Annotated in this window: 25 protein-coding genes; 1 reads left to right on the top strand and 24 read right to left on the bottom strand. The window is 38.0% G+C overall.

Annotated features, from left to right (window positions below):
* Positions 1-33: 33 nt before the first annotated feature.
* The 13 genes from EHS13_RS00640 to EHS13_RS00580 form a co-directional block, all read right to left on the bottom strand.
* Positions 34-372, bottom strand: a complete 339-nt coding sequence (locus EHS13_RS00640; RefSeq protein ID WP_155698395.1) for a flagellar protein FliT — start codon at positions 370-372, stop codon at positions 34-36.
* A complete protein-coding gene (fliS, locus tag EHS13_RS00635; RefSeq protein WP_155698393.1) occupies positions 365-769 on the bottom strand; it encodes a flagellar export chaperone FliS in 405 nt (134 codons plus the stop codon). The genes EHS13_RS00640 and fliS overlap by 8 nt, the downstream gene beginning before the upstream one ends.
* Positions 770-806: 37 nt before the next feature.
* Positions 807-2714: a flagellar filament capping protein FliD gene (gene fliD / locus EHS13_RS00630; RefSeq protein WP_155698391.1), complete on the bottom strand. Its 1908-nt coding sequence runs from the start codon at positions 2712-2714 to the stop codon at positions 807-809.
* A gap of 24 nt (positions 2715-2738) precedes the next feature.
* On the bottom strand, positions 2739-3161 hold the full coding sequence (locus EHS13_RS00625) for a flagellar protein FlaG (protein WP_227013736.1): 423 nt from the start codon (positions 3159-3161) through the stop codon (positions 2739-2741).
* 139 nt (positions 3162-3300) lie between these two features.
* Positions 3301-4248, bottom strand: coding sequence for a dTDP-glucose 4,6-dehydratase (locus tag EHS13_RS00620; RefSeq protein WP_155698390.1), 948 nt, complete (start codon positions 4246-4248; stop codon positions 3301-3303).
* An 11-nt stretch (positions 4249-4259) separates the two neighbouring features.
* Positions 4260-4796, bottom strand: coding sequence for a GNAT family N-acetyltransferase (locus tag EHS13_RS00615; protein WP_155698388.1), 537 nt, complete (start codon positions 4794-4796; stop codon positions 4260-4262).
* Positions 4797-4798: 2 nt separating this feature from the next.
* Complete coding sequence (locus EHS13_RS00610; RefSeq protein WP_155698386.1) at positions 4799-5878, bottom strand: N-acetylneuraminate synthase family protein; 1080 nt, start codon at positions 5876-5878, stop codon at positions 4799-4801.
* Positions 5875-6747: an SDR family oxidoreductase gene (locus EHS13_RS00605; RefSeq protein ID WP_155698384.1), complete on the bottom strand. Its 873-nt coding sequence runs from the start codon at positions 6745-6747 to the stop codon at positions 5875-5877. Before EHS13_RS00605 ends, EHS13_RS00610 begins: the two co-directional genes overlap by 4 nt.
* 4 nt (positions 6748-6751) lie before the next feature.
* Positions 6752-7372 carry a pseudaminic acid biosynthesis-associated methylase gene (locus tag EHS13_RS00600; protein ID WP_155698382.1) on the bottom strand — a complete coding sequence of 207 codons (621 nt, stop codon included), beginning with the start codon at positions 7370-7372 and terminating at the stop codon, positions 6752-6754.
* On the bottom strand, positions 7369-8127 hold the full coding sequence (locus tag EHS13_RS00595; RefSeq protein ID WP_155698380.1) for a cytidylyltransferase domain-containing protein: 759 nt from the start codon (positions 8125-8127) through the stop codon (positions 7369-7371). The genes EHS13_RS00600 and EHS13_RS00595 overlap by 4 nt, the downstream gene beginning before the upstream one ends.
* A gap of 35 nt (positions 8128-8162) precedes the next feature.
* Positions 8163-9167, bottom strand: coding sequence for a UDP-N-acetylglucosamine 4,6-dehydratase family protein (locus EHS13_RS00590; RefSeq protein ID WP_155698379.1), 1005 nt, complete (start codon positions 9165-9167; stop codon positions 8163-8165).
* A 44-nt stretch (positions 9168-9211) separates the two neighbouring features.
* Positions 9212-11056 (bottom strand): motility associated factor glycosyltransferase family protein, encoded by a 1845-nt coding sequence (locus EHS13_RS00585; RefSeq protein WP_155698377.1) that lies wholly within the window; start codon positions 11054-11056, stop codon positions 9212-9214.
* Positions 11043-11654: a DUF8042 domain-containing protein gene (locus tag EHS13_RS00580; RefSeq protein WP_155698376.1), complete on the bottom strand. Its 612-nt coding sequence runs from the start codon at positions 11652-11654 to the stop codon at positions 11043-11045. Before EHS13_RS00580 ends, EHS13_RS00585 begins: the two co-directional genes overlap by 14 nt.
* 206 nt (positions 11655-11860) lie before the next feature.
* On the opposite strand from EHS13_RS00580, the gene EHS13_RS00575 reads away from it, so the two are divergent.
* Positions 11861-13345 carry an IS1182 family transposase gene (locus EHS13_RS00575; RefSeq protein ID WP_227013715.1) on the top strand — a complete coding sequence of 495 codons (1485 nt, stop codon included), beginning with the start codon at positions 11861-11863 and terminating at the stop codon, positions 13343-13345.
* 140 nt (positions 13346-13485) lie between these two features.
* Here the strand turns inward: EHS13_RS00575 and EHS13_RS37325 are convergent, their stop codons facing one another.
* From EHS13_RS37325 to EHS13_RS00520, 11 genes are all read right to left on the bottom strand, one after another.
* Positions 13486-15096, bottom strand: coding sequence for a flagellin N-terminal helical domain-containing protein (locus EHS13_RS37325; RefSeq protein ID WP_155698374.1), 1611 nt, complete (start codon positions 15094-15096; stop codon positions 13486-13488).
* Between the two features lie 159 nt (positions 15097-15255).
* Positions 15256-15486: a carbon storage regulator CsrA gene (gene csrA, locus EHS13_RS00565; protein WP_155698373.1), complete on the bottom strand. Its 231-nt coding sequence runs from the start codon at positions 15484-15486 to the stop codon at positions 15256-15258.
* Positions 15486-15947, bottom strand: coding sequence for a flagellar assembly protein FliW (gene fliW, locus EHS13_RS00560; RefSeq protein ID WP_155698371.1), 462 nt, complete (start codon positions 15945-15947; stop codon positions 15486-15488). Before fliW ends, csrA begins: the two co-directional genes overlap by 1 nt.
* Positions 15948-16017: 70 nt before the next feature.
* On the bottom strand, positions 16018-16581 hold the full coding sequence (locus EHS13_RS00555) for a DUF6470 family protein (RefSeq protein ID WP_155698369.1): 564 nt from the start codon (positions 16579-16581) through the stop codon (positions 16018-16020).
* Positions 16582-16609: 28 nt separating this feature from the next.
* Positions 16610-17506, bottom strand: a complete 897-nt coding sequence (gene flgL / locus EHS13_RS00550) for a flagellar hook-associated protein FlgL (protein ID WP_155698367.1) — start codon at positions 17504-17506, stop codon at positions 16610-16612.
* A gap of 49 nt (positions 17507-17555) precedes the next feature.
* On the bottom strand, positions 17556-19142 hold the full coding sequence (gene flgK / locus EHS13_RS00545) for a flagellar hook-associated protein FlgK (RefSeq protein ID WP_155698365.1): 1587 nt from the start codon (positions 19140-19142) through the stop codon (positions 17556-17558).
* A gap of 32 nt (positions 19143-19174) precedes the next feature.
* Positions 19175-19684, bottom strand: coding sequence for a flagellar protein FlgN (locus tag EHS13_RS00540; RefSeq protein WP_227013735.1), 510 nt, complete (start codon positions 19682-19684; stop codon positions 19175-19177).
* 19 nt (positions 19685-19703) lie between these two features.
* A complete protein-coding gene (locus EHS13_RS00535; RefSeq protein ID WP_155698362.1) occupies positions 19704-19955 on the bottom strand; it encodes a flagellar biosynthesis anti-sigma factor FlgM in 252 nt (83 codons plus the stop codon).
* 89 nt (positions 19956-20044) lie between these two features.
* Entirely contained in the window at positions 20045-20467 is a 423-nt protein-coding gene (locus EHS13_RS00530) for a helix-turn-helix domain-containing protein (protein WP_227013984.1), read from the bottom strand.
* A 105-nt stretch (positions 20468-20572) separates the two neighbouring features.
* The gene (locus EHS13_RS00525; RefSeq protein ID WP_155698358.1) at positions 20573-21295 is read right to left on the bottom strand and encodes a ComF family protein; all 723 of its coding nucleotides are present in this window, start codon (positions 21293-21295) and stop codon (positions 20573-20575) included.
* 91 nt (positions 21296-21386) lie between these two features.
* Entirely contained in the window at positions 21387-22862 is a 1476-nt protein-coding gene (locus EHS13_RS00520; RefSeq protein WP_155698356.1) for an Ig-like domain-containing protein, read from the bottom strand.
* Positions 22863-23059 lie beyond the last annotated feature (197 nt).

The raw sequence follows: 23059 nt of genomic DNA, 5'->3' as shown, positions 1-23059 counted from the left end.
ATTGGAAACCAATAAATAAGGGGTTTTGTTGATTTATTTTTTCTTATCAAAGAAAATGCCATCTGCCAAATGATGCTCTCCATCATAAGCATTTTTCTGTAAGCGACCCGACGTAACCTTGTTTAGTTCCTGTTCCGCTTCTTTCTTGAGCTGTTCCATTTTCGTTACGATGATCGGGTCCAGCCCAACAATTCGATTGACGATATCTCGATATTTTATTTTATCAGAAGGTAGCACTTCAAGGTTGTCAAACTCATTAAAAATAGCCTCACGCTCTTCCATAAAGGATGTGAGCTCTTCGAACGACACTGCTTGAAAATGCTGCAATAAATCATTGGAGAGTTTCTCCAATCGGATTAATAAATTATCCATGCTGGAGCACATTGCTTGCAGCTGGCCCTGCCAGCGATGATTTTGCAGCCTGGATCCAGACTTCCTTCAGTTCCAATAGATAGCCTAGAACCTCTTGTGCAGGCTCTACCTTCTTCTGAATATTCGCTTCGGTCAATCTGAAGTTGAAATATTCATACAATCTCAGCAAACCATCCGCAACGGAGGATTCTCGATCTAGGGTTATGATTAATTCACTAACAATATCTTGAACCTTGCCTAGATTAAGATTAGCTTCTGCATGATTCTTTTGCTCAATAGCACTTATACCCATCTTGCAAAATCGTGTTGCCCCATCAATTAACATGATCAGTAATTGTGCAGGTGTAGCATTTTGAACAGTATTCTCCATATACTTGTTCCGCTGTGATTGAATCATATCTTATCCCCCTGTTGTTTACAATTACTTATAGGCGTTAGTTAAAAGCGTTAGTTAATTGAGCACTTTGAGCATTCATCTGACTAATATATTTCTCCATAGCTGTAAATTGATTGTAGTATCTGGTTTCGAGAGAATCTAGCTTTCTAGTCAAGTTAGTCATTTTAGTATTTAAATCCAGAAAGCTTTTACCAATCGTATAGTTATTATCGAGACTTCCTGAAGCGCCCGCTTTAACTTTGATTTTATCCATTAAACTAGTTACTCGATCGAACATCCTCTCAGCAATACCATCACCACTATCTGAGGTAGCATCACCATCTTTGGCCAAGAAGAGATTCATCACCTCTTCCGGATTCTCGTCCAATGCTTTACGTAATTTTTCATCATCAATATATAGCTTGCCCGGATCCAAATAAGAGCCTGATATGCTTTTTCCTGAAATAAGTGTAGTGCCAACACCTATCTCGGATAGAGAGTTTATAGATCCATTTGATAGACCCCCAATTGAGCCCGACAATCCCGATCTTAAACTCTGTAAACCTGAGTTAATTAGAGAATCATTTCGAATTTGCCCGCTTTTCGCTTTCAGTTCCCAAGCCTTTATATCATCTTCATTCATTGCATTACGCTCATCAGTTGTTAGAGGTTGGAATTTTTTATTCTGCTCTTCAGAAAGCTTAGCACTGGTTGTACTGATGAAAGTATTGTATTTATCTACAAATGCTTTAATAGAATTAAACATCGTATCGGTATCTTGAGTAACGGAAATACTAACAGGTGCACCAGTCGTCACTTTTTTTGCGTTAAATGAGATACCATTAATGCTAAACGAATTGGAAGCAAACCCTGTCGTAACACCATTGTAGACAATTTCTGAATTGCTTCCTGATGATGCAACCTCAGAATAATCTAGATCTGAAGTTGTTGTTATTCCAGCATCTAATCCAAGATTGGTCAATATATTAGTAGAATCAACTGTTGAATCAGCAAAGGTAAGAGTATTCGAATCATTCGGATTAAAGAAGGATAACTTACCTGCTGAATCCAAATAAGCAGATACACCTGTCTTTCCCAATTCGGAATTATTAATATTATCAATTAGTTTAGCAACTGTCGTTTTATTATTAATTGCAAAGCTATAATCCGTACCCGCAACAGTAACTTTTAAATTCTGATCTGCTGTTAATGCACTATTAACGTAGCCAACACTCGATAGGGTCTTTGACCCTGCCACTGTTTGTCCCACATCATCAAGTGTTGTGGAAGGAGTCGCTCCTGTTACCGGTAAATGCAGAACACTACTTAAGAGATTTTGTCCGGTACCGTCTGTTCCCTTCATACGCAAGTTAATTTTGGAGCTATCTCCCGTGGTAGAAGAGGTAAAGAACAGGCGATCCATGCTGGAATCATAGCTTAATTTAACTCCTGTAGTACTCGATTTTCCATTTACCGCATTAACAAGTTCTGCAATTGTATTAGCACCGCTAAATTCAATAGTGGTACTTCCTTTATCTCCGCCGACCGTAAGTGTTGTTTTATCACCTAAAGCGAAGCCAGTACCAATTTCGCTTAGCTTTTTTGTGCTATCTCCCCCTGAATCTAAAGAATCCGAGGTCACAGAAGCAGTAGTAGCCAGTTGATTAATAATGATATTATTAATCCCTGCATTTGCATTAGCAGTTGCAACAGCAGATACAGATGATTCATCTGCAGAGGTTGCTTTTCTTGCTGCATAAGATGAAGGGAGTTTCATATTACCTAATGTATTTCTTAAATCAAGTAAGTTTGCATTCACAGCGCGATACTCGTCACGTTGCCAAGTTAGCGTTTGTTTTTTCTGACCTAATTGATCATAAGGAATTCTCGCAGCTGTCATTAATTTCTTTACTGTATCGTCAATATCTATACCAGAGCCTGAAAACCCACTTAAGCGTGTTACCATAGCATTTCACTCCTTTGTCTAAAACTATCTTTTCTCGTCGATTAGAATACCTGCTTTTCTCCACAAAGTAGCTAGAAAATCCAAGTTTTTCTCCGGTGGTATTTCTCGAATGATTTCACCCGTATCTTTATCCAACACTTTAACTGAGATTTGATGGGTAGCTTTGTGAACGGAGAATTCCAAAGTTGTTGTAATTCCCTCTGCTGCCTTAATCGCCTTCTCAATAGCTTTCACTAGCTGCTCATCACTAATCGGGAGAATATCGCCCATCTGCTCAGCTCTTCTTAACTCAAAAGAGCTTTTCATTTCATTTTCATGAGAAATAACAGATGCTTTAGGCTGATCTGCGGAAGAAACTTTCCTTACTACAGCATGTTCTACAGTTGGTGCCCGTTCGATTGTGTGTGGACTGTACGATGGATTAACGGAAATATCATTTGAACTCATACTAAAACCCCTCCGCACAACATAGTTATAGAATATATATCGGAAGAAGGTTAACAATCAATAATAGGAAATTGAAAAATATTCTATATTTGCTTCAAATAACATCATTGCGGCCTAAAAATAAAGTTTCTTCAGCATTTTACATAAGATGGCTTGATTGAATCCATTTCTCAGTACGTAATATGCCTTCCTCTAAGCTCACTTTCGGTGTCCAGCCTAGTAATTCTTTCGCCTTAGTTGAGTTGCATAATAATTTTTGAATTTCACTTTGTGGATGAATATGTGGGACATGCTTAATTCTCATTTCATCTTTGGCAATGACTAATGCTAATTCATTAATTGTAATATCACTTCCAAGACCAGCATTTACAATCTGTCCATTCACTTTATCGGAGTATCCCGCTTCTACAACAAAATTAGCGCAATCCTCCACATATAAAAGATCACGAGTTTGTTCGCCTTTCCCATATATCAACAGGTCTTTCCCTACTAGATTATTACGAATAAAGATAGCAACCACGCCGCCTTCACCACCTGTTTTCTGAAAAGGTCCGTAGGTGTTAAAAGGACGGATGACAACGACTGGCAAATCATAAGCAAAATAGTAGGATAAAACCATATTCTCTGCGGCAATTTTAGCTCCAGCATAAGGAGAAGCAGGTTTAATTGGATGAATCTCAGTAATTCCTTGGTCATCTAGGCAAACGTCATATACCATACAAGTGCTCATGAAAACTACTTTGGTTCGATGTTTACGACATTGCTCCATCACATAAAAAGTACCTACAGCATCATTATTAAATGTGGTTCTTGGATCATCAATAGAATCCTGCACGTTAATTGAAGCTCCAAGATGGTAACATATATCAAATTTATTCTCAGAAAATACTTTGTCTAGCAAAGCTTCATCTTTAATATCACCAATAATAAAAGCTTGAAGCCCTTTATGATCTTTAAATTCTTCAATGTTATCTTCTCTTCCGTTTGAAAGGTCATCTAATATCCAAACAAGATGCCCGTCTCCCAGTAATTGTTTAGCAACCCAACGGCCAATAAATCCAGCTCCACCAGTCAATAAAATATTCATAATGCACTCTCCTAATTCTTAGGTATACTATCCGAACTGAGTAAACTATAAAATAGTGAATCATGCCATGAACCCTCAGACCAATGCGTTTGACGATGTCTACCGTCCAATGTAAAGCCTAGTGTTGCAAACATGGCTTTTTTCGCTTCATCGAAATCATATATTTCTGACCAAAGTCGATGAAGTGACAACTCTTCGTATGCAAATTTCACCATCGTTTTAGCTGCATCTATTGCAAACAAACCATCAATATAAATGGAATCAGCACCAATATATATGGAAAAATCAGCGCTTCGATCTACCCAATTGATGTAGCATAACCCACAAGCGCCTAATAATCGCTTGCTTTCCTTATCGATTATTGCGAACATCATCGTGTTCCGATCATTTAAGACAACCTTGTCATACCATATAGCTTGATTATCCGAAGACAATTCACGATATTCACGAAAAAATCTTCTGAATTCTGGCTGATTTCTCCACAATAATAATTGAGCCAAATCATTCTGCTCAATTGCTCTGAGCCCTATACTATTTCCAATTAACAACTTCATCCCTCCAAATCAACAGCATATAGAGCGTCCCCAGCATTTTTAGTTACTTTTAAAGTCCGACCTATTACTTGTTCTAATTGATAAGGTTCTAGAGAACCGTCTGGTGCTGGGCGCAAGCTTTCCAAATCTTCATAGCAAAGCTTATGCCCTTTTTCCAATAAACCGACCAATCGCAAACAGCGGCGTTGAACAATACTGGCATCCTTTTCATTGTTTTCTATTCGCTTTATCCCATCACCGAGGGATGCTTCCAATTCACGGCTTCTATCCATCATTTCTCTCCATGCCGCTGGATTCATTGAGAATGGGTGATCCGGTCCTTCTCTATTGTTATCATCCGTGAGATGCTTTTCTATAATACGTGCTCCTAAAGCAATGGCTCCAAGTACAGTTGAGTGTCCAGAGGTATGGTCGGATAGACCAAGAATCATTTCAGGATATTTTATTGCAAATTGCTTCAACACATTTAAGTTAACATGCTTCAAATTTTCTAAACTACCTGTGTAATTAGTATTACACTGTAATAAGGCAATTTTCTGATTATATTTTAATATCGATCTTACTGCCCGATCTACATCTTCAATACTAGATGCACCTGTTGCAAGAAAAACTGGTTTTTGTTGCTGCGCAATTATTTCTATAAACTCAGTCCAAGTGATGTCACCCGAACCAATCTTGTAAGCAGATAGATGCCCGTCTAATAGTTGGACTGCTTCAAAATCATACGGAGTAGTCATAAAATTAATATTTGCCTCTTGAGCCGTTTTTACTAATTCTTCTGTCCAGCTTCTGTCCGTCTCATATTGTTGATATACCTCAAACACACTTTTTTTCCATGTGGCTTGATGACTTAGCTTTCCATTTAAGTTTTTAAATCCATAGTCGCTAACTATTTTGTTAGCTTGAAAATGCTGGAACTTAGCTGCATCTGCCCCAGCCTCTTTAGCAATCCATATTAATTCTTTAGCGCGATTGAGTTGACCATCATGATTAGATGCTATATCTGCAATAAAATAAGCAGGAGCGTTTAGAGATATCTCGCGCCCCTTAACTTCAAATTTATGATCATAGATCACTTAATTAACCTCCCATAATAAAGCGCTAAGCTTTCAATTACCTCTTTAAACCCAGGAAATCGATACCCTAATAATTTTTCTGCTTTTGAGACATCTAATCCTATGCTTTCTGCGCGAATGCAATCTGTTAAGCTTTTAACACTCCCCATTCGAGTCTGGTCCAGTGACAAATCTAATTTACTTGCTAGTGCAGTTATAAATTCCGCCTTATTAGAGACATCGTGTGAAGCTACATTTAGAATCCCTTTGGGGCGAAGTTCTATCAATTCAAAAAGTGCAGAAGAAAATTTTAAAACATCTAAACTGGAGGTATAGAAATCTTCAAATAAGGTAATAGGAGTCTTTTCCCGTAAAGCATGTATGATACCCTCTACAAAAGTTGGCTGCCCATTTATGTGCCGAAAACCAACAATATTCGTTCGTACCACTAGAGAATTTGAAATTGTAAGTGCAAATTGCTCCCCTGCATATTTGGTTCTTGCATATTCATTTATCAGGAAAACGGGATCCGATTCTGTATGTTTTTTATCTTTATCACCGATGTAATAATGATCTGTTGAGATCTGCACCAAATAAGCTTCAATTTGTTGAGAAATAGCAGAAAGTGATGCTACTGAACGCGCATTTATCATATAAGCTTCCCCAGGATTTCGCATACAAGCTTGCAAACTGGTCATAGCAGCACAATTAATAATTACTTGGGGTCCAAATGTAACTACAGCTGTTTTTAGTGCTTCCTCGTCGGTAATATCAATACAGATATCTGCTGCCTTTCTTGCAATTCCAGCAACGTTTATATTACGTTTATGCGCTTCGTGCATGACAGCCCTGCCAAGCATTCCTGTTGAACCTATAACTAGCACCTTCATCAGATTATCTCTTCTCCATTAGAAACCATGTAACATCATCCTGAGCAAAATTAGGATCTCTTTTATACACAAAGCCATAGTCCACAAGCTGAAGCTCCGAAAAGCGATCCATAAGTTCTCCAGCAAAGTCTCTTTTAAATAATTTACCTTCATGGCCTCGATATGTAACCTCTACTGGACTTGGATTATAATACTCTATAATACATATATATTTGTTACTGGTAGAATATAATAGGTCATAAATCTTAGATAATTCATCGGGATTAATATGAATTAAGACTGTTTTTATTAACGTCAAATCATATTGAACAGTAGGAACAAAGTTTAATAGGGACTCATGGTAAACTTCAACACCCTCTATCTGCCTTAGCTGTTCCACCGCCTTTTGATTAATTTCTATTCCCGCAAATTCAGCCCTTGGTATTATGTGTTGCAATGCTTTTAAATTCATCCCTATATTAGCACCACATTCAATAATTGAATTTACCCCTGTTGTTCGAGCAATAATTTTTGAGAATAGGGCTACGTTGCTACGAAATAAATTTTGATCTTTGTTTCTATCTATATAAGCATCCCCGAATTCGCTTGCCCAGAATTCCTCTTGCTCTGTTTTATATGTTTTCATTTTGAATTTTCCTCCTCTAATTTCAACTCGTCTAGCTCTTTTTGATGAATATGTCGATTGATTTCTACTAACTCTGGGTGCTTATCCATCAAATCAAGGCAAGCATTCAATGAAAATATTTGGCCTGGATGATAAAGTCGCTTGAATATTTCTGAAATAAGTTCCCAATCTTCTGGCGTGTCTAAAGTCCACCTATGCTGGGAATGGTCAACCTCTCCCTTATAGAAATTAAATTTAAATTGGTCCGGATTTTGATAAATATATGGCGTTACATGCTCGCGTTGTTCTGGCTTAACCGCTTTATTATATGCTTCATTGAGAGCTCCCATAGTGAATACCTCTGTGTCCAAGCCTCGTGGAAAGGTCTTCACTAGCTTATTAGTAAGATAATCTAAATCAGACTGAAGAAAAGCTTCAATTATTAAAGCTGTAGTCTCCGGATCTATTAAAGGACAATCCGATGTCACTCTTACAATTATTTCAGCATTTGCACGAATTGCAGCTTCATAATAGCGAGAAAGAACATCTTGTTCACTCCCCCTAAATACGGATACTCCACATTTAATCGCTTCGTCTTCAATTACATCATCCATCTGCAAAGTTGAGGTAGCTACAATTATTTCGTCAATGAATTTGACTTGCTGTAATCTGTTGATAACGTGCCCTAGGACGGAACGATCCATTAGTTGCATCATTACTTTCCCTGGTAGTCTAGTTGAACCCATACGGGCTTGTATGATGGCTACTGTTTTCATAGTTTGCTCATCCTTTCGATAATGTCTTAATTCAATTAGATCAGTTGCTCTGTTAATATCCAGTCACGTAAAGTTTCCTTGCTTATGGGGTCTCCGGAATGGGAATTAAGATTACTTATTATTGGTTTTGCTCCAAGCGGCATTTCTTTATTCTCAATAAATAAAGGTGGAATGACAAACATATCTTGCATTTCCCAGCCTAAACGGGTTTCGTCATCTGTCATTAATTCCTCATACATTTTTTCTCCGGGTCTTAGGCCAATTTCTTTTATTTCTATTTTCCCGCTAATGCCATATTTACTTGGAACTTCTTCAATCATAACTTCAGCTAGATCCCGCATGCGGACCATGGGCATTTTTAGTACAAAAACTTCTCCACCTAATGCAAGCTCATTCGCCTTTAGCATTAAGGTAATAGCTTGAGTAGATGTCATCATAAAACGAGTCATATTCAAATCTGTTACCGTTATTTGTCTGTTCTCTATTATTTGCTTTTTGAACAAAGGAATTACAGATCCCCGAGAACCCATCACATTTCCAAATCGCACCGACGAAAAGATAGTTTGGTTTGTACCTTTTTGATATTCGGCTGCAGATATTAATCTCTCGGCCATTAGCTTAGTTGCTCCATAAGTATTGGTTGGTGAAATGGCTTTATCCGTACTGGTAAACAGAACCTTAGCGACGCCTGTTTGAATAGCGGCTAGAATAACATTCTGTGTTCCTATTATATTAGTTTGTACCGCTTCAAAAGGATTATACTCACATGCAGGTACATGCTTCATTGCTGCCGCGTGAAAAACATAATCAATATCCTGCATCGCGCGTTGAACACGAGTACTATCGCGTATATCACCAATTAAATATCGGATATTCTTGTAATCCTTCAGCTTATGTTGAAGTTCAAATTGTTTAAACTCATCTCTACTTAATATTCTGACAACTGCAGGTTCGTCTGCCAAAATTCTCCGCAATACACTCTGGCCAATCGTCCCTGTTCCACCTATAATCAATACTTTTTTATCTTTAAAGAACGCCATTATCGCACCCCTATTGTCTGGTTTTTAATAGTTTATATCGGATGTTATGCTTCTGAAATAAACACCTTGATGTCCCAAATATGAGATTGAAATGGACTTTCATTCTCACTTCTAACTTCTTGGCAATATAATATAAAAGCACCAAATATTTTCACGATAGCTCTAGCTTTTTCGATAATATTTTCTATTGAATTTAATTCACTTAATGACTTTTGGAATATATCATGTTGTACTCTCATCATAGGTTTCAGATAAACACTATAGTATAAATTCTCAAACAGCTCTTGGTTTATAAGTGAAATTTGGTTGACTACAGCTGCCGTTTTAGTACCATGAAAAGTATGTGCTGTTACTTCCAATTTTTTTATTATCTTTACTATATTAACCATCATCTTGCCAAACTCTTCATGCTGTTTAAGCATAGCATTCATACGCGATTCTATAACTTCCTTATCATAAGAGGTCGTATCGCCCCTAAACCAATCTTCCTCGACAACTTTCACACTCAACCTTTGCTTTATCACTTCACTTAATTCAATATAAGTCGTGCCTTTTATAGCAGCCCCACCCTTGGTAGAATTGATTACCTCTACATGGGGAGCCGCATTAATAAAATGCTCCATTTGCTTCCGCGATAAATTATGCATTTCTTGTGTTTGGGCAATACCACCATCGACGGATTCAACATTAATTAATACACTGCGCTCTTGATCCGTAAGCTCTGTTGGTCGTTCCTGATAACTTATTCCTTTAGAATAGAATTGATTATTGCGTATTGCAAAGTTCTGTCCTACTAAAACTATAGTTTTAACATTCAATTTTGCTAATAACTGCAGCGTAAGGATCGCAATTGAAGTTGCATCCTGTATGGCCTCTTCATCTAAATAATAAGCAGATATAAAATCCTGACTTGTAAACATATGCAGCATAGGACCTGGATAAATTTTAACAGTTTCTGTGCCAACTGAACTTCCATAAATCAAGGGAATAGTATTTATTTTGTTATCAATAATATCATTAAATACACGATGATTGTAAGTATTCGGGTCATAAGAGAGCACCGCATCGGGATAAATATCCTGCGCTAATAAAGCTTTGATTGCAGATCCAACTGAAAATATATAGGCTAACCCATTTTCTTTTATATAGCGCAGATTATCAAATTCATCCTCTAAAGAAGGACCCGCCGCTACTAAGATTACAGGCTTATCCATAAAAAAAGATTTCTTTTCTCTAATCACATTTTGTGTATTCAGTACAGTCTTAAAGTTAGATTCACTATTATAGGTCCATAATCTCTCATACCCCATTAAAGCCTTATAATTGGCCGCTTTAATCCGAATTTGTTCTTTGAAAATATCAATAAAAAGCTTCGTTTGCTCAGGATAATGTCGTTCATAAGCTGGATTAATTATAATCAAAACATCCGTTGTAAAGTTTTCTAGATAATAACGAATGTAGTGATCTGCTGAATCACCAATAAAAACATTGCTCAGCTTTTGTATGGGCATATCAGATAATAATTTAGTTTGCATGAAATTATAAAAAACAGAGGGGTTGGGTTCATAGATTGTATAAGGTATCTTGGAATTCCTCATCAACTTATCTAAATGGTAACCCATGCCGAAGCCATAAAAGAAAACATGTTTAGCTTCTTTAACTGAAGCATGATAGCCTGCTATCCACTGCTCAGCTTCATTTTCTGGGTTATATTGGCTATGTAAGTATGCCGTTTTTCCATCCAAATCTAGTTTAATGTTGGGTTGACCATTCTTTGCCGGAAAGACCAGAGAATCCAGATCTTCAAGTTTACTAGCTCTATCCGTAATATACTCCCAGGCATTGAGATATCTTAACTTTAAAACCTCCATATTCTTATTGAAGATCATTTCGTTTAACCTCACTGTCTATCGTATGTGTAAATAAGCCTTGGAGCTTTTCTAAATGCGGCTTCAATTCATAATTTAGTATATCAGCCATTAATGCATTATCTTTATTTATTGAAGCTTCCATTAGTTGTTGAAGGACTAAATTAAGTTCCTGTAAGAATAAAGCGGAGTTTGGAAAGGTTGTATATCTATTTACAGATTGGCTAATAGAATCCAAAGTATAGATTACATATTGCAGCCCTTCTATAAACACACTAAATTTATTCCATACTAGATCATTAAGGCCCTGATACAATTGATTAATAAATAAAGTCATTTCAGGAAGTGCTCTTGTCAAGTATTGCGACGAAGTCACGAGCATTTCATCTAACATCTCACGTTTATCTATCACCTGAATATGAATTTCATCAATTGAATCTATATTTTCAGATAGGTAATCCATAAAGTCCCCGGTGATTTCAGTGTCGTCGATTATTATCTGTTGAATTACTAAATCCGCTTTATTCGTTAAATCATTTAACTTGGAAAATAGAGGTACTATCTCATTAACATGATTGCTATATTCCCATACTTCATCTAAAATATAAATTTTTATCATCTGCAGATTCCCCAATTCTTAATAGCTATCTTTAAGTTTTTATCGGTTATTTATCTATTATTATGAAGTGGTAAAAAAAAGAAACCCCGAAAAAGAGAGCACTGCAAAACGAATACAATATTTGTAAAATGGAATCCAGTACCGTATAGGTGCTGGGTTTTCTGCATTTTGGTATAATAAAAGAAAAAAAGAAAGAGTGAGAAAGCATGCTACACTCTGCCAAACAAATAACCGCCTCATTTCATGCGGAATTATATAAACTCATACCCGAAAGCCATTTACTTCGTAAGATTCATGAAGTTGTGGATTTTTCGTTTGTCCATGAACTTGTGCGATGCTCCTATTGCGAATATTATGGAAGACCCGCAAATGAACCTGAATTGTTGTTTCGTCTCTTGTTTCTGCAGATTCTCTATGGATTATCTGACGAAAGGATGATACAAGATGCTCAAGTGAATCTAGCTTACAAATGGTTCATAGGGTTGAACCCCGAGGAAGCCCTTCCAGATGCCTCGCAGCTTTCTCGGTTTCGCAATCATCGTTTAGGCGCAAGTCAAATTGACGAATTGTTGAAGGTAATAGTAAAACAATGTATTGAAAAAGGATTGATTAAATCCAAGGCGTTAATCTTGGATTCTACGCATTCTCTAGCAGCGAGTCAAAAGCAAAGAGCCTTAGATGTTTTGCGAGATGTGGCGAAGCGACTCTTACGAACCGTCGTTAAAAAACATCCCAAGCTCGAAAAAAAATTACCTAGACAACCCGAGCTTAAAAAGGATCAAGCTGATGCTGAAAAGGTGATGCTGCATTATTTGGCTCAGCTCGGTGAATCGGTCGAAATATTACTCCCTGATCATGAGGGTGCTATTTCAGAGAAATTACAGATCGCGAAGCAAATTGTTGAAGATGAACGTCTACTTGCAAACAAAGGGATTATGTCCGCCATTGACCCAGAAGCGCGATTCGGATGGAAGAGCAACACAAAATCTTTTTTTGGTTACAAGAACCATATTGCAATGACTGAAGAGGAAATTATTACAGCCGTTGAAGTGACGGGTGGCAGTAGTGATGATGGAAAGCAATTACCGAATTTGCTCAAACAATCTTTAGAATTGGGCTTGGAAGTGAAAGAAATCCTCGGAGATACCGCTTATTCTGGAAAAGATAATTTATCTAAATTGAAAGCACACGAAATCCAAGCCATTATTCCTCTAAACCCAATCGTACATAATGGAGGTTTGAAGCAAGAAGGGTTTGAGTATAACAAAGATGCGGACTTCGTTCTTTGTCCGGCTGGAGAACACAGTATTCGAAAAGCGCTTCAGGGAAGTAAAACGTCTGGAAACAGCCGGTCGTTGGTATTCTACTTTAATGTAGAAAAGTGCAAGACATGCCCACTCCGAGAAGGGTGTTACAAACCTGAATCCAAGAGTAAGACGTATTCGATTCGAATCATTGCCGAGCAATTTAAGGATCACATGGCATTCGAGAAGAGTGAGTCATTTAAAAAACGAATGAAACGGCGACCAATTATTGAACACAAAAATGCCGAATTAAAAAGACATCATGGGCTGGCCAAGGCGAAATACCGTGGTCTCTTTCGCATGCGAATGCAAACACTCCTCACGATATTTGTAGTAAACGTCAAGCGAATGATAAAGCTAATGGACAAAATGCAGCCAACCTCTTGAAGAGGATAGCTGCATTTTTTGGATAGAATCTCAGTTTTCTTGTATAAATTTAATTCCATACTTCTAAAAAAGCTAAATACGTGCTTTTTGCAGTGCTCTCCGAAAAACGAGGTTTCTTTCGATAAAGCATATAAACAATCTTATCTTAACAATTGCAATACGCCTTGTGGTTGTTGATTAGCTTGAGCCAACATGGATTGAGCTGCTTGAGAAAGAATGTTGGATTTAGTGAACTCCATCATTTCTTTCGCCATATCAACATCACGGATACGGGATTCAGCTGCAGTCAAGTTCTCAGAAGCTGTGTTCAAGTTGTTGATTGTGTGCTCCAAACGGTTTTGAACAGCTCCCATTTTGGAACGTTGTGAGGAAACATTTTTAATAGCAGAGTCAAGAGTATCAAGTGCTTTAGAAGCAGATGATGCAGTTGAAACATCTACAGTAGCTAATCCTAGAGCAGCTGTACGCATATCACCGATACCAAAACCAATAGTTTGACCACGGTTAGCACCAATTTGGAATACTACGCCGCCGCCGCCAGCTGCTTCAGTTTGTGCTTGAGACAAACCAAGATCAGAAAGACCTGTATTACCAGCGCGGTCTGAGAAGGAAATAGGACCAGTTGGGCTAGCTACTTGGAATCTACCATCTTGACTTACTGTTACAGAAACTTTTTCAATAAATCCAGCTTGTCCAGCCGTAAAGTTGTTTGTAGTGTTGTAACCACTGATTGAAGCGTTAATTCCTGATTGCAACGCAGCTGCGCCTGAAGCCATTGAAACGGCACCTGACATTGCTGGTACGTCAAGACGCAAGTTGATGTTTCCAATAGTCATGTCGCCTGATTGTGTAGCAGCGATAACTGAACCATTATAGTTCGTAGTCCCTACTGTACCACTAGCGCCAGCGCCTACAAATTTCGCAAGAACCCCACCTGAACCAGCAGTGATATGTGAATCTTTACCTTTACTTCCACTTTCAATTACAAGCACACCACTGCCATTTACATAACCTGTAACATGAGCTGTGTTGTTACCGATTTTATCGATAGCTTCATTAATTTTAGAAATAACCAAGTCTTTAGCAGCATTTTGGGTTGCTACAGTTCCGTTAACTCCTGTAAGAGTATTCTTCTCAGCAGTTGTCATCGATGACCAATCTACTTGGACATCCAATCCATCAACGTTAATTGATTCAACTATTCCTGAGTAATCAGTATTAGTAATTGCGCCTGACATTGCTGCACTACCACTAAGAGTACCACCAGTTAATTTTGCAACAATCGATCCAGTTGTGCTATTAGCGCCTGTAGCCCCACCAACAGATGACTTCAGATTACCATTCAACAATTTTTGTGTATTGAATTCAGTGCTGTTACCAATACGGTCTATTTCGTCTTTCAATTGCTTTACTTCTTCTTGTAGAGCTGCACGGTCATCAGCAGTGTTCGTACCATTCGCTGATTGATCGGCAAGTTCACGAACACGTTGAAGAATTGAATGAGTTTCGTTCAATGCACCTTCAGCTGTTTGGATCAAGGAAATACCATCTTGAGCATTCTTGGAAGCCATATCAAGACCGCGTACTTGCGCTCTCATTTTTTCGGAGATCGCTAGACCAGCTGCATCATCACCAGCACGGTTAATACGAAGACCTGAAGATAGTTTTTCCAAAGATTTGTTAGCTGCTGCAGTGTTACCTGTTAATTGACGGTGTGTGTTAAGTGCTGCTACGTTATGATTAATTCTCATTTTTCTTCCTCCTTGAAGTTGGGTTATTCCACATCCATGTGGATACTTGTGGTTTATTCATAGGCCGGCCGTCCTATTAAAAAGACCATTATCCTATTTATCGTACTTCGCATTATAAAAATGAATAGCAATTTAGAAATATTTGAAAATAAATTGTGTTTATTCAGGTTTTTTAAGGTATTTGGATATTTCATCCATAGTTAGGATATTCTCCGCAGCTTCCCGATTAGCTAACTGAATGGAACGATATACTTCTTTACGAAATATTTCGACTTCCTTAGGAGCCTTTATGCCAATACGTACTAAATCACCCTCTATGGCTACTATGACTAATTCAATATTGTCACCGATCATAATGGATTCACTCTTTTTGCGGGTTAGTACTAGCATTATAAACCCTCCTCAGTTGCAGCTGCTTGTTCTGAGTTCGGTAAGGACAGCTTGTGTTTAGTCTCATAATCCGAGTCGTGGAGAATGATTTGCTTGCCGCGTTTATCACGCACATTAACGACTATGGGGGCTAGTAAGTTTAAAGTAACTTCGTTGTTCTGTCTGTCAATTGTGACTACTGTCCATACGGCAACATCCGCTTCGTTTTCTATATTTAGTTCCTGTTGACAAGCATCAGAGAGCTGAAAATCATAATCTGCATAGAATAAAAATGGATTGCAAACGAGAAACGCTAAGCTGCTTACTTCAATTGATTGAATATAACAAAATTGCATCTCTGGATCGGGCTGTACAATAATATAACGTTGATTATCTTCAAAGCCTGGAATACCGCTAGTAAACTCATATACATCCTTTGGATCGATATCAAGCTCACCAAAGCTCTGTGTATTAACAATCATCTATCATTCCAACTCCATTCCTCATAATAAAAAGCTGTATATCAGCTAGCTATAGCTTGATTATACAGCTTTATAATTTCAAATCAATTGCAGGAGGTGTAAATTCAATGGATGGCCATTTTGCCATGTAGATCTCAAGCTTTCCTCTATTGTATTCAATTTGAGGGGGGCTAGGTTGAGTCTTAATGTTCACTTTACCCGCTGTATAGCTTACTTCTACTGGATGAGCGATGTACTGTTCCTTGACATTTAAATAAGAGGCTTCCCCTACTGTATCAAGCCCATTATTCTGAGGTGGATTCTTGGCGAGCTCTTTAATTACATTCTCATGGTTTTGGATAGCTGCCATCCGATTACCCTCTAGAACTCTCCTAGTTACTCCATCAATCGCCACTTGCTTTGAGTTAGTATAGATTTTTTGCATGGATTCCAGATGCCCACCAAGGCCCATAGCATCCCAAGCCCGGCTTGAATCAATGAATAACTCACCATTTGGAGAATGTAGTTCAACTTTAGGGCGATCAGTTGTCATTTCGTATACAGGTCTTGGTTGCTTAATATCTTGCTTGCCTAGATCAGCATCAATTCCAAGTCTAGCTGGTTGTTGTGAAAAGTGAATTTGGGGAATTGGCATATATTCCCTCCTTTAATCGGCTTATAAACTACCTTAAAAAGTCAATTAAACTAGGCTTAATCAATTTAGCACCAACATCTAAGGATGAATTATAAACATTCTCATCGGTTTTTAAGCTTGTTATAACTGCCGCTACATCAGCATCCTCTGTTTTCGATTGCAATGTTGTTAAGTTAATTCCAATGTCCTTGAGGCGGTCCTGAATCATTTCAATTCGATTGGTTTTGGCACCGATATCAGCACGTGTTTCAAGAAAGGCATCCATTCTTTTATCTAAACGTCCAATACCATCCGTTAAAGCTTTCATGTCATTTGCATCCATCGATTTCTGAATGTCCTTCAAAACCTTAAATAAATTATCTTCATCGCCTGCCTTGCCAAAAACTTGATCACCGTTTACACTGATAGCAATCTTGACACCAGCACCTAATTCAAAATTAATATTCGATTGATCAGTCTCTTCATTCTCTGCATTTTCGAGAGTATAAGGTCTCTTATCCGTTAGCTGACCATTAAAAATTTGTTTACCATTAAATTCACTATTCCCTATAGTAACCATTTGTTCTGTAAGTTGAGTTACTTCGCTTTTAATGGCTTGAAGCGATTCTGGTGAGTTAGTCCCATTAGCAGCTTCTACCGTTAACTCGCGAACCCGCTGTAGTACACTTCCTGCTTGATTCATTGTAACATCTGTATAATCCATCCAAGAAACTGCTGCATTTGCATTGGATTCATACTGATCATTGGCTGCAATTTCACTCCGATAACGCAGTGCAAATGCAATTCCAACCGGATCATCGGAAGGTTTATTAATTCTACGTCCCGTTGCCAATTGGTTCTGGCTGTTATCCATTCGACGCATATTGCTATTCAAGTTACGCATCAATTGTGTATTCATCATATTCTGTGTTATGCGAGTGCCCATTGTTTACCTCCCCATATCTGTAATGCAGTTGTACGTAGAGTAATAATAATTATCTACCCACAACTCCCATACTATTGATAACTTTATCTAGCATTTCATCAAATGTAGTAAGCGATCTTGCTGCAGCATTATATGCATGCTGGTATTTAATCATATTCGCCATTTCTTCATCCAGGGAAACACCACTTACTGATTGTCTGTTAGAATCAACTTGGTCAACTAGTACCTTTTGATTCGTCGCTTGCCTTGTGGCTTCTTGTGACTGTACACCTAGTTCGCCAACTAAAGAGCGGTAAAATTCATCAAAAGTACCATCTGTCAATATTGGGTTTCCTGAAGGGCTTGGTTCAAAATTAACCTTCTGATTTCGGACAGCAGATACTAACAGGGCCATATCGTTATTCCCTTTAACTACTTTTTCAACACCATCTGAATCCATGAAAGTACGAGTAGAGGTAGATATGTTAGCCACATTATCCAATATATCCTGATTTACTGTGACGCTAGTAGCATTAAATTCGGTACTGCCAGGCTTCAACGTAAAGAAAGGAACTCCTGTTTTTACAACTCCGCCAATTCCTGAATAGCCCAGAGAATGTAAACCATTAATGCCTGCAACAGTAACTTCCATTGGAGAAGTTATGGTCCGATCTTCAACTGAACCTGTATAAGTTGTAATCCCGTCGAATGAAGTTCCCTCAGGGATAACAGTCCCCTTAGGCAGAGTAACGTTTATATCTCCTGTTGCGATAACTTTCATCATACTATCCAATTGAAATTTAAAATTCGCGACATTAACATCTCTCGACTGTATCATCCCGTGAACTTCACCACTATCTAAATTACCATCAGCAAAGCTAGCATTAAAAATAGCGGATGTTAAGGTAGAAGTAACATCTTTACCGTTCACAAGTTCAATCGTACCCATTTTTACATTATATCCGGAAGGATCTTCAGTAACCGTTACATTAATTATCTTTGATAAATCATCTACAAGTAAATCTCGTTGATCTCTCAGGTCATTAGCATTATCGCCCAAACCTTCTACACGAAAGATCTCGTTGTTCAGTTTTGCAATTTGACCTGCATAAGAATTACTTTGATTGACCTTTACTTCAATATTCTCAGTTAGATCCTTAGACAAATCATCTAGCTGCTTGCCAGTATGATTAAAGGCATCGGTTAAAGCTAAAGCTCTTTCTTTAACTAAAACTCGCGCCGTTAAGTTTTCTGGTGATTTAGAAAGCTCCTGCCATGAATTCCAAAAGCCTTCAATAACTTGGCGAATTCCCGTATCTGAAGGTTCCGCTACAATAGCTTCTAATTTATCTAGAGTATCTCTTCTAATTTCCCAATCTCCGAGATTTTTATTTTCATTCTGAAATTGGTTATCCAAAAACTTCTCACGAATCCGATCTATATGATCAAACTCAACGCCCTGACCCATCTGTCCAGGTACTGTACTTCTCATCAACCCTACTGCCTCGAGAGGCTTTGCTGCGACCATATTCACGACTTGCCTTGTATATCCACGGGTATTTGCATTAGCAATATTATGCCCTGTGGTTTGTAATGCGGCTTGTTGCGTGAACAAGCTGCGTTTAGCAATCTCAATCCCAGTAAATGTGGATCTCATATGTTCACTCCTTCTACTATCTAACGAACTGCTTAAGCCCTCGAGTCAAACATTCCGTTTCGTTTCAAGCCTTGCTGTTGATGCGAGGGATTCTGATAGGTGACTCCGTCGTCGGGGGGACCCAAGACAAGATCCATAGAGTACTCGATGAAAGCAAGGGAATGCTCAATTAGTTTTTGGTTCAATTGATTCTTTTCGCGTAGTTGATCAATAGTTCCAAGCAGCTGCTTCTGCGCATCCGACAATAATTTCTTGTCTTCTGCTTTAACAACGAGCTTTATTATATCACCGACTGTAATTTTCGGATTAGGCTTGTATCCTCTTTCTAGAAGAAGCGCACTTATATCTTCTATTCGCTGAAGATCTAATATTGTAATTTGCTTCATAGAACTGGTCTCTTTGTTGACAATTTGGTTAAGTTTATCCACTTGGTTATGGACGAGAATATTAGTTTTCTGTTCAGCCAGCTCTAACAATGAGATGTGCACCTGAATCAACTTGCTCATGGTTTGTAATAATCCTTGTACAGACAATTCAGTCACCTACTTTTCTGTTGAGACTCTATAGATACGGCAGCAGTTTCTCTGCAATCTTACTAGCTTCAACATGATACGTACCCGTTTGATAGGATTGCTTTAAATCTTCAACCTGCTGTTTAGCCCCAGAAGCACCTTGTAACTCTTTGGCTTCAGAGGATATATTCACTTCATCTTTCTTCTTCTGTTTCTTACCTTCTGTTTGAATAACTCTATCCTCATTCGACTTACGATAAGTATTGGCCGCTGCAATTCGTTGTGTATCATTAATTTTCATTTAGCTCACCTCTTAGTCATTCTATAAAAATAAAAATACCGATATACTATATTAGTATTATCGGCATAAGTCGTTGTAAACTTTATATTTTATTTTGGACGATCGTTTAGGCGATCACTGATCTTATATGTAACTTTATTTTCTACTCTTTTTTGTTCTTCTATACGACGATGATCCTCCATTGTATTCCGAACATCCTTCTTGAGCTTCTGTCTGCAAGAATCACACATATTCCTCTCACGAATTCCTTGCCCGCAAACCTCGCACGGATAAAAAATATTACGATTGCCCATTATCGAAATGCGGCCCTCTCGCATAAACTTGATAATTAAAGATTGCGAAACATCAGTAGCATCGCTTAGTTCCTCAAGTGAGATACCGCGATGTTCTCTTAGATATTTAATACAAGTCTCACAGTGCAATTCAACCTCTTTAACACAAGACTGACAAATGTCGTGCAGAAGGTTCTTTACATATACTTTGCCACACTTCGGGCAATTGGCTACATTCATACTCACTCTGTTATCCCCCTGTACCATCCACGATCAAATCTATCAAATTTATTGTAACCTTTCTGGCTTATTTTGTATAGTTTCAAAGATTTGATTTACAAAAGATTACCTTGCCCATGTTAGTCCATAGACCTGTGCATTCAGATGTTTTCGAATACTGGATGATGCTTGATTCAAGGTACTTCCTGTTGTATATACATCGTCGACCAATATAATGTTTAAGGGTGTGTCTCCTTTTAATTCTAGGGTAGAATTATCTCTGTACTTAAAAACATGCTGTAAATCACTTAACCGTTGCCCTCTAGTTTTGTAGCTTTGTTTACCTGAATGTAGCACTCGTACTAATAGAGGTATAACCGGTATGCCATATAGCTTACCAATACCCTGTGCAAGCTGTTCAGCTTGGTTAAAGCCTCTTTCAGCCAACCTTTCCGGGCTTAATGGGATGTAGGTGATGCAATCAAATTGCTTTTTCGGTCTACTAAGCGCTTGTATTAAAGATTCACAAGGAAATCGCAGCATCTCGATAAGCAACGGAAGTAAGCTTTCATCCCCACGGTATTTATAGCGAGCTAGCCATTCCCGCATTTCATCACTATATTGAACAGCACTTCGATTGACCTCAAAATAAACCTCTTTTCGCTTTATGCAATCATAACATTTCTCATATCGTCCGCATTTTTGGCACTCAACACTACGAATCCATGGAATCGACTGCGTACATAGATCACACAAACCAAACATTCCCTTGTTATTTTTCTTTTGAGCGTGACAAAATACACATTGAGAATTGCTTGGTGAGAATAACTTTAAAATAGAATCAAACATTCACTTACCTCCAATTCATAGCAAAAAACCGCCGAAGCTGGGTTACCCCGTGCTTCGGCGGTTTAATGACAGATATCTTTATTAGAAAATATTAACTTACTACAATATCAACTGTTTTGGTAAAAGCGCCGTCGTCACTCGTTACTGTAATTGTTGCAGTACCTGCAGAAATACCAGTCACTTCGCCAGTTGCACCATTTACAGAAGCTATTCCATAAGCACTACTTTTAAATCTAAAAGTTTTAACTCCAGCATCTGCTGGAAGTACATTAGCTAATAGTTTAATCGTCTTGTCGATTTTCACTATTGCTACATTTTTAGATCCCCATACTATGTCAGTTACTGGTTTAGGTACAGTTACTGAAATAACTCCAGTTTTCTTAATATCCCCTGCTGTTACTGTTACAAGGATTGATTGTTTACCAACTTTAATTGGTGTTATTACTCCTGTAGTTGCATTAACATATACAACATCTGTTACATTTTTAACAGGTACAACTGAGTAAACAATATTAGTTACGGAAACTGGATCAACAGTTACACCAACAGCGTCTGTAGTTCCCATCTTAACTGTTACAGTTGTTTTAGCTAATGTAATTTTCGTTAAATTTGCGTAAACATTTAGAGCTACAGTTTTAGTAATGGTTGAATCGTAGTCAGATGTAGCTGTGATTGTAGTTACGCCTATTTTTAATGGTGTTATAACACCTTTATCAGTAACTGTAGCTACTGTAGGATCTCCAATCGACCAAGTTACTACTTTGTTAGTTGGAACTGAAGCTGTAGTTCTGCCATTGACTGTTACATCAGGTCCTACAACTGTAAAAGCAACAGGTGCTGACTTTGTAGCAAGGCCATTCTTTACAATGTAATTTAAATTAATTGCAGGTTTAACAAACTTTATTGCAGCTACTGGAGTCGGTACAATCACAGTATAGGTTGTAGTCCTTTTTGCTGCTGCTCCAACTAACCCATCGAGCATTACAGTTGCTGTGATAACTGTTGTTCCACCGGCAATTGTAGTTACTGCGCCTGTATTTAGATCCACAGTTGCAACACCAGGTTTGCTGCTAGTATATGTGATACCGGTCACAGAAGCATTAGCAGGGGTAAGAACTGGTTTGTAAGCAGAAGTTGTTACATTCGGTTTAATTGTAACAAGCTTTTTATCATATGCTACGGTAGTTAAAGAATTAAATACTTTAACAGTGATTGAATCTGTTAAAAGAGGATAGTCTTTAACAGTCCCTTTAATTATTGCAGTTCCAGCTGCTACTGCCGTTATCAATCCTGTTGTAGGATCAACCGTAGCTACTCCAATTGCATCTGAAGACCACGTAACTACCTTATAAGTTGCATCTGTTGCCGTTGAAAAAGTTACCGCTGGTTTATTAGTTTTTACACCAACTGTGAAAAGATTTACTGAAGCTGCAGTAATATCAAACGTAGTTGGTTGTACTTTTGGTGCCCCAAATGCTGTTAAACTAAAAAGTACCGCCTGTAAAACCATTAATACGACCAAAAACTTAGCGGTCATTTTCGATGTTGCTTTGAATTGTTTTCCCATTCGTCTTTCACTCCTTATGTGATAGTCTACTTACTCATTCTCCTAAAATACGACAGCGCTCTACAAAAGTCAAACCATTTTTTGTAAATTTTATTCGGACTGTGCCGATTTAACAACCCCTTTCAAAGTGTGAGCTACCCTTAGCTCTGTTCTTACCCGCGCCATCTAGGTAAAAATACACAGTCTTCAAGTAATTT

The organism is Paenibacillus psychroresistens (assembly GCF_009728935.1).
GTDB lineage: Bacteria > Bacillota > Bacilli > Paenibacillales > NBRC-103111 > Paenibacillus_AC > Paenibacillus_AC psychroresistens.
The sequence above is the reverse complement of the archived record's forward strand: the minus strand, read 5'-3'. Positions and strand labels throughout refer to the sequence as shown.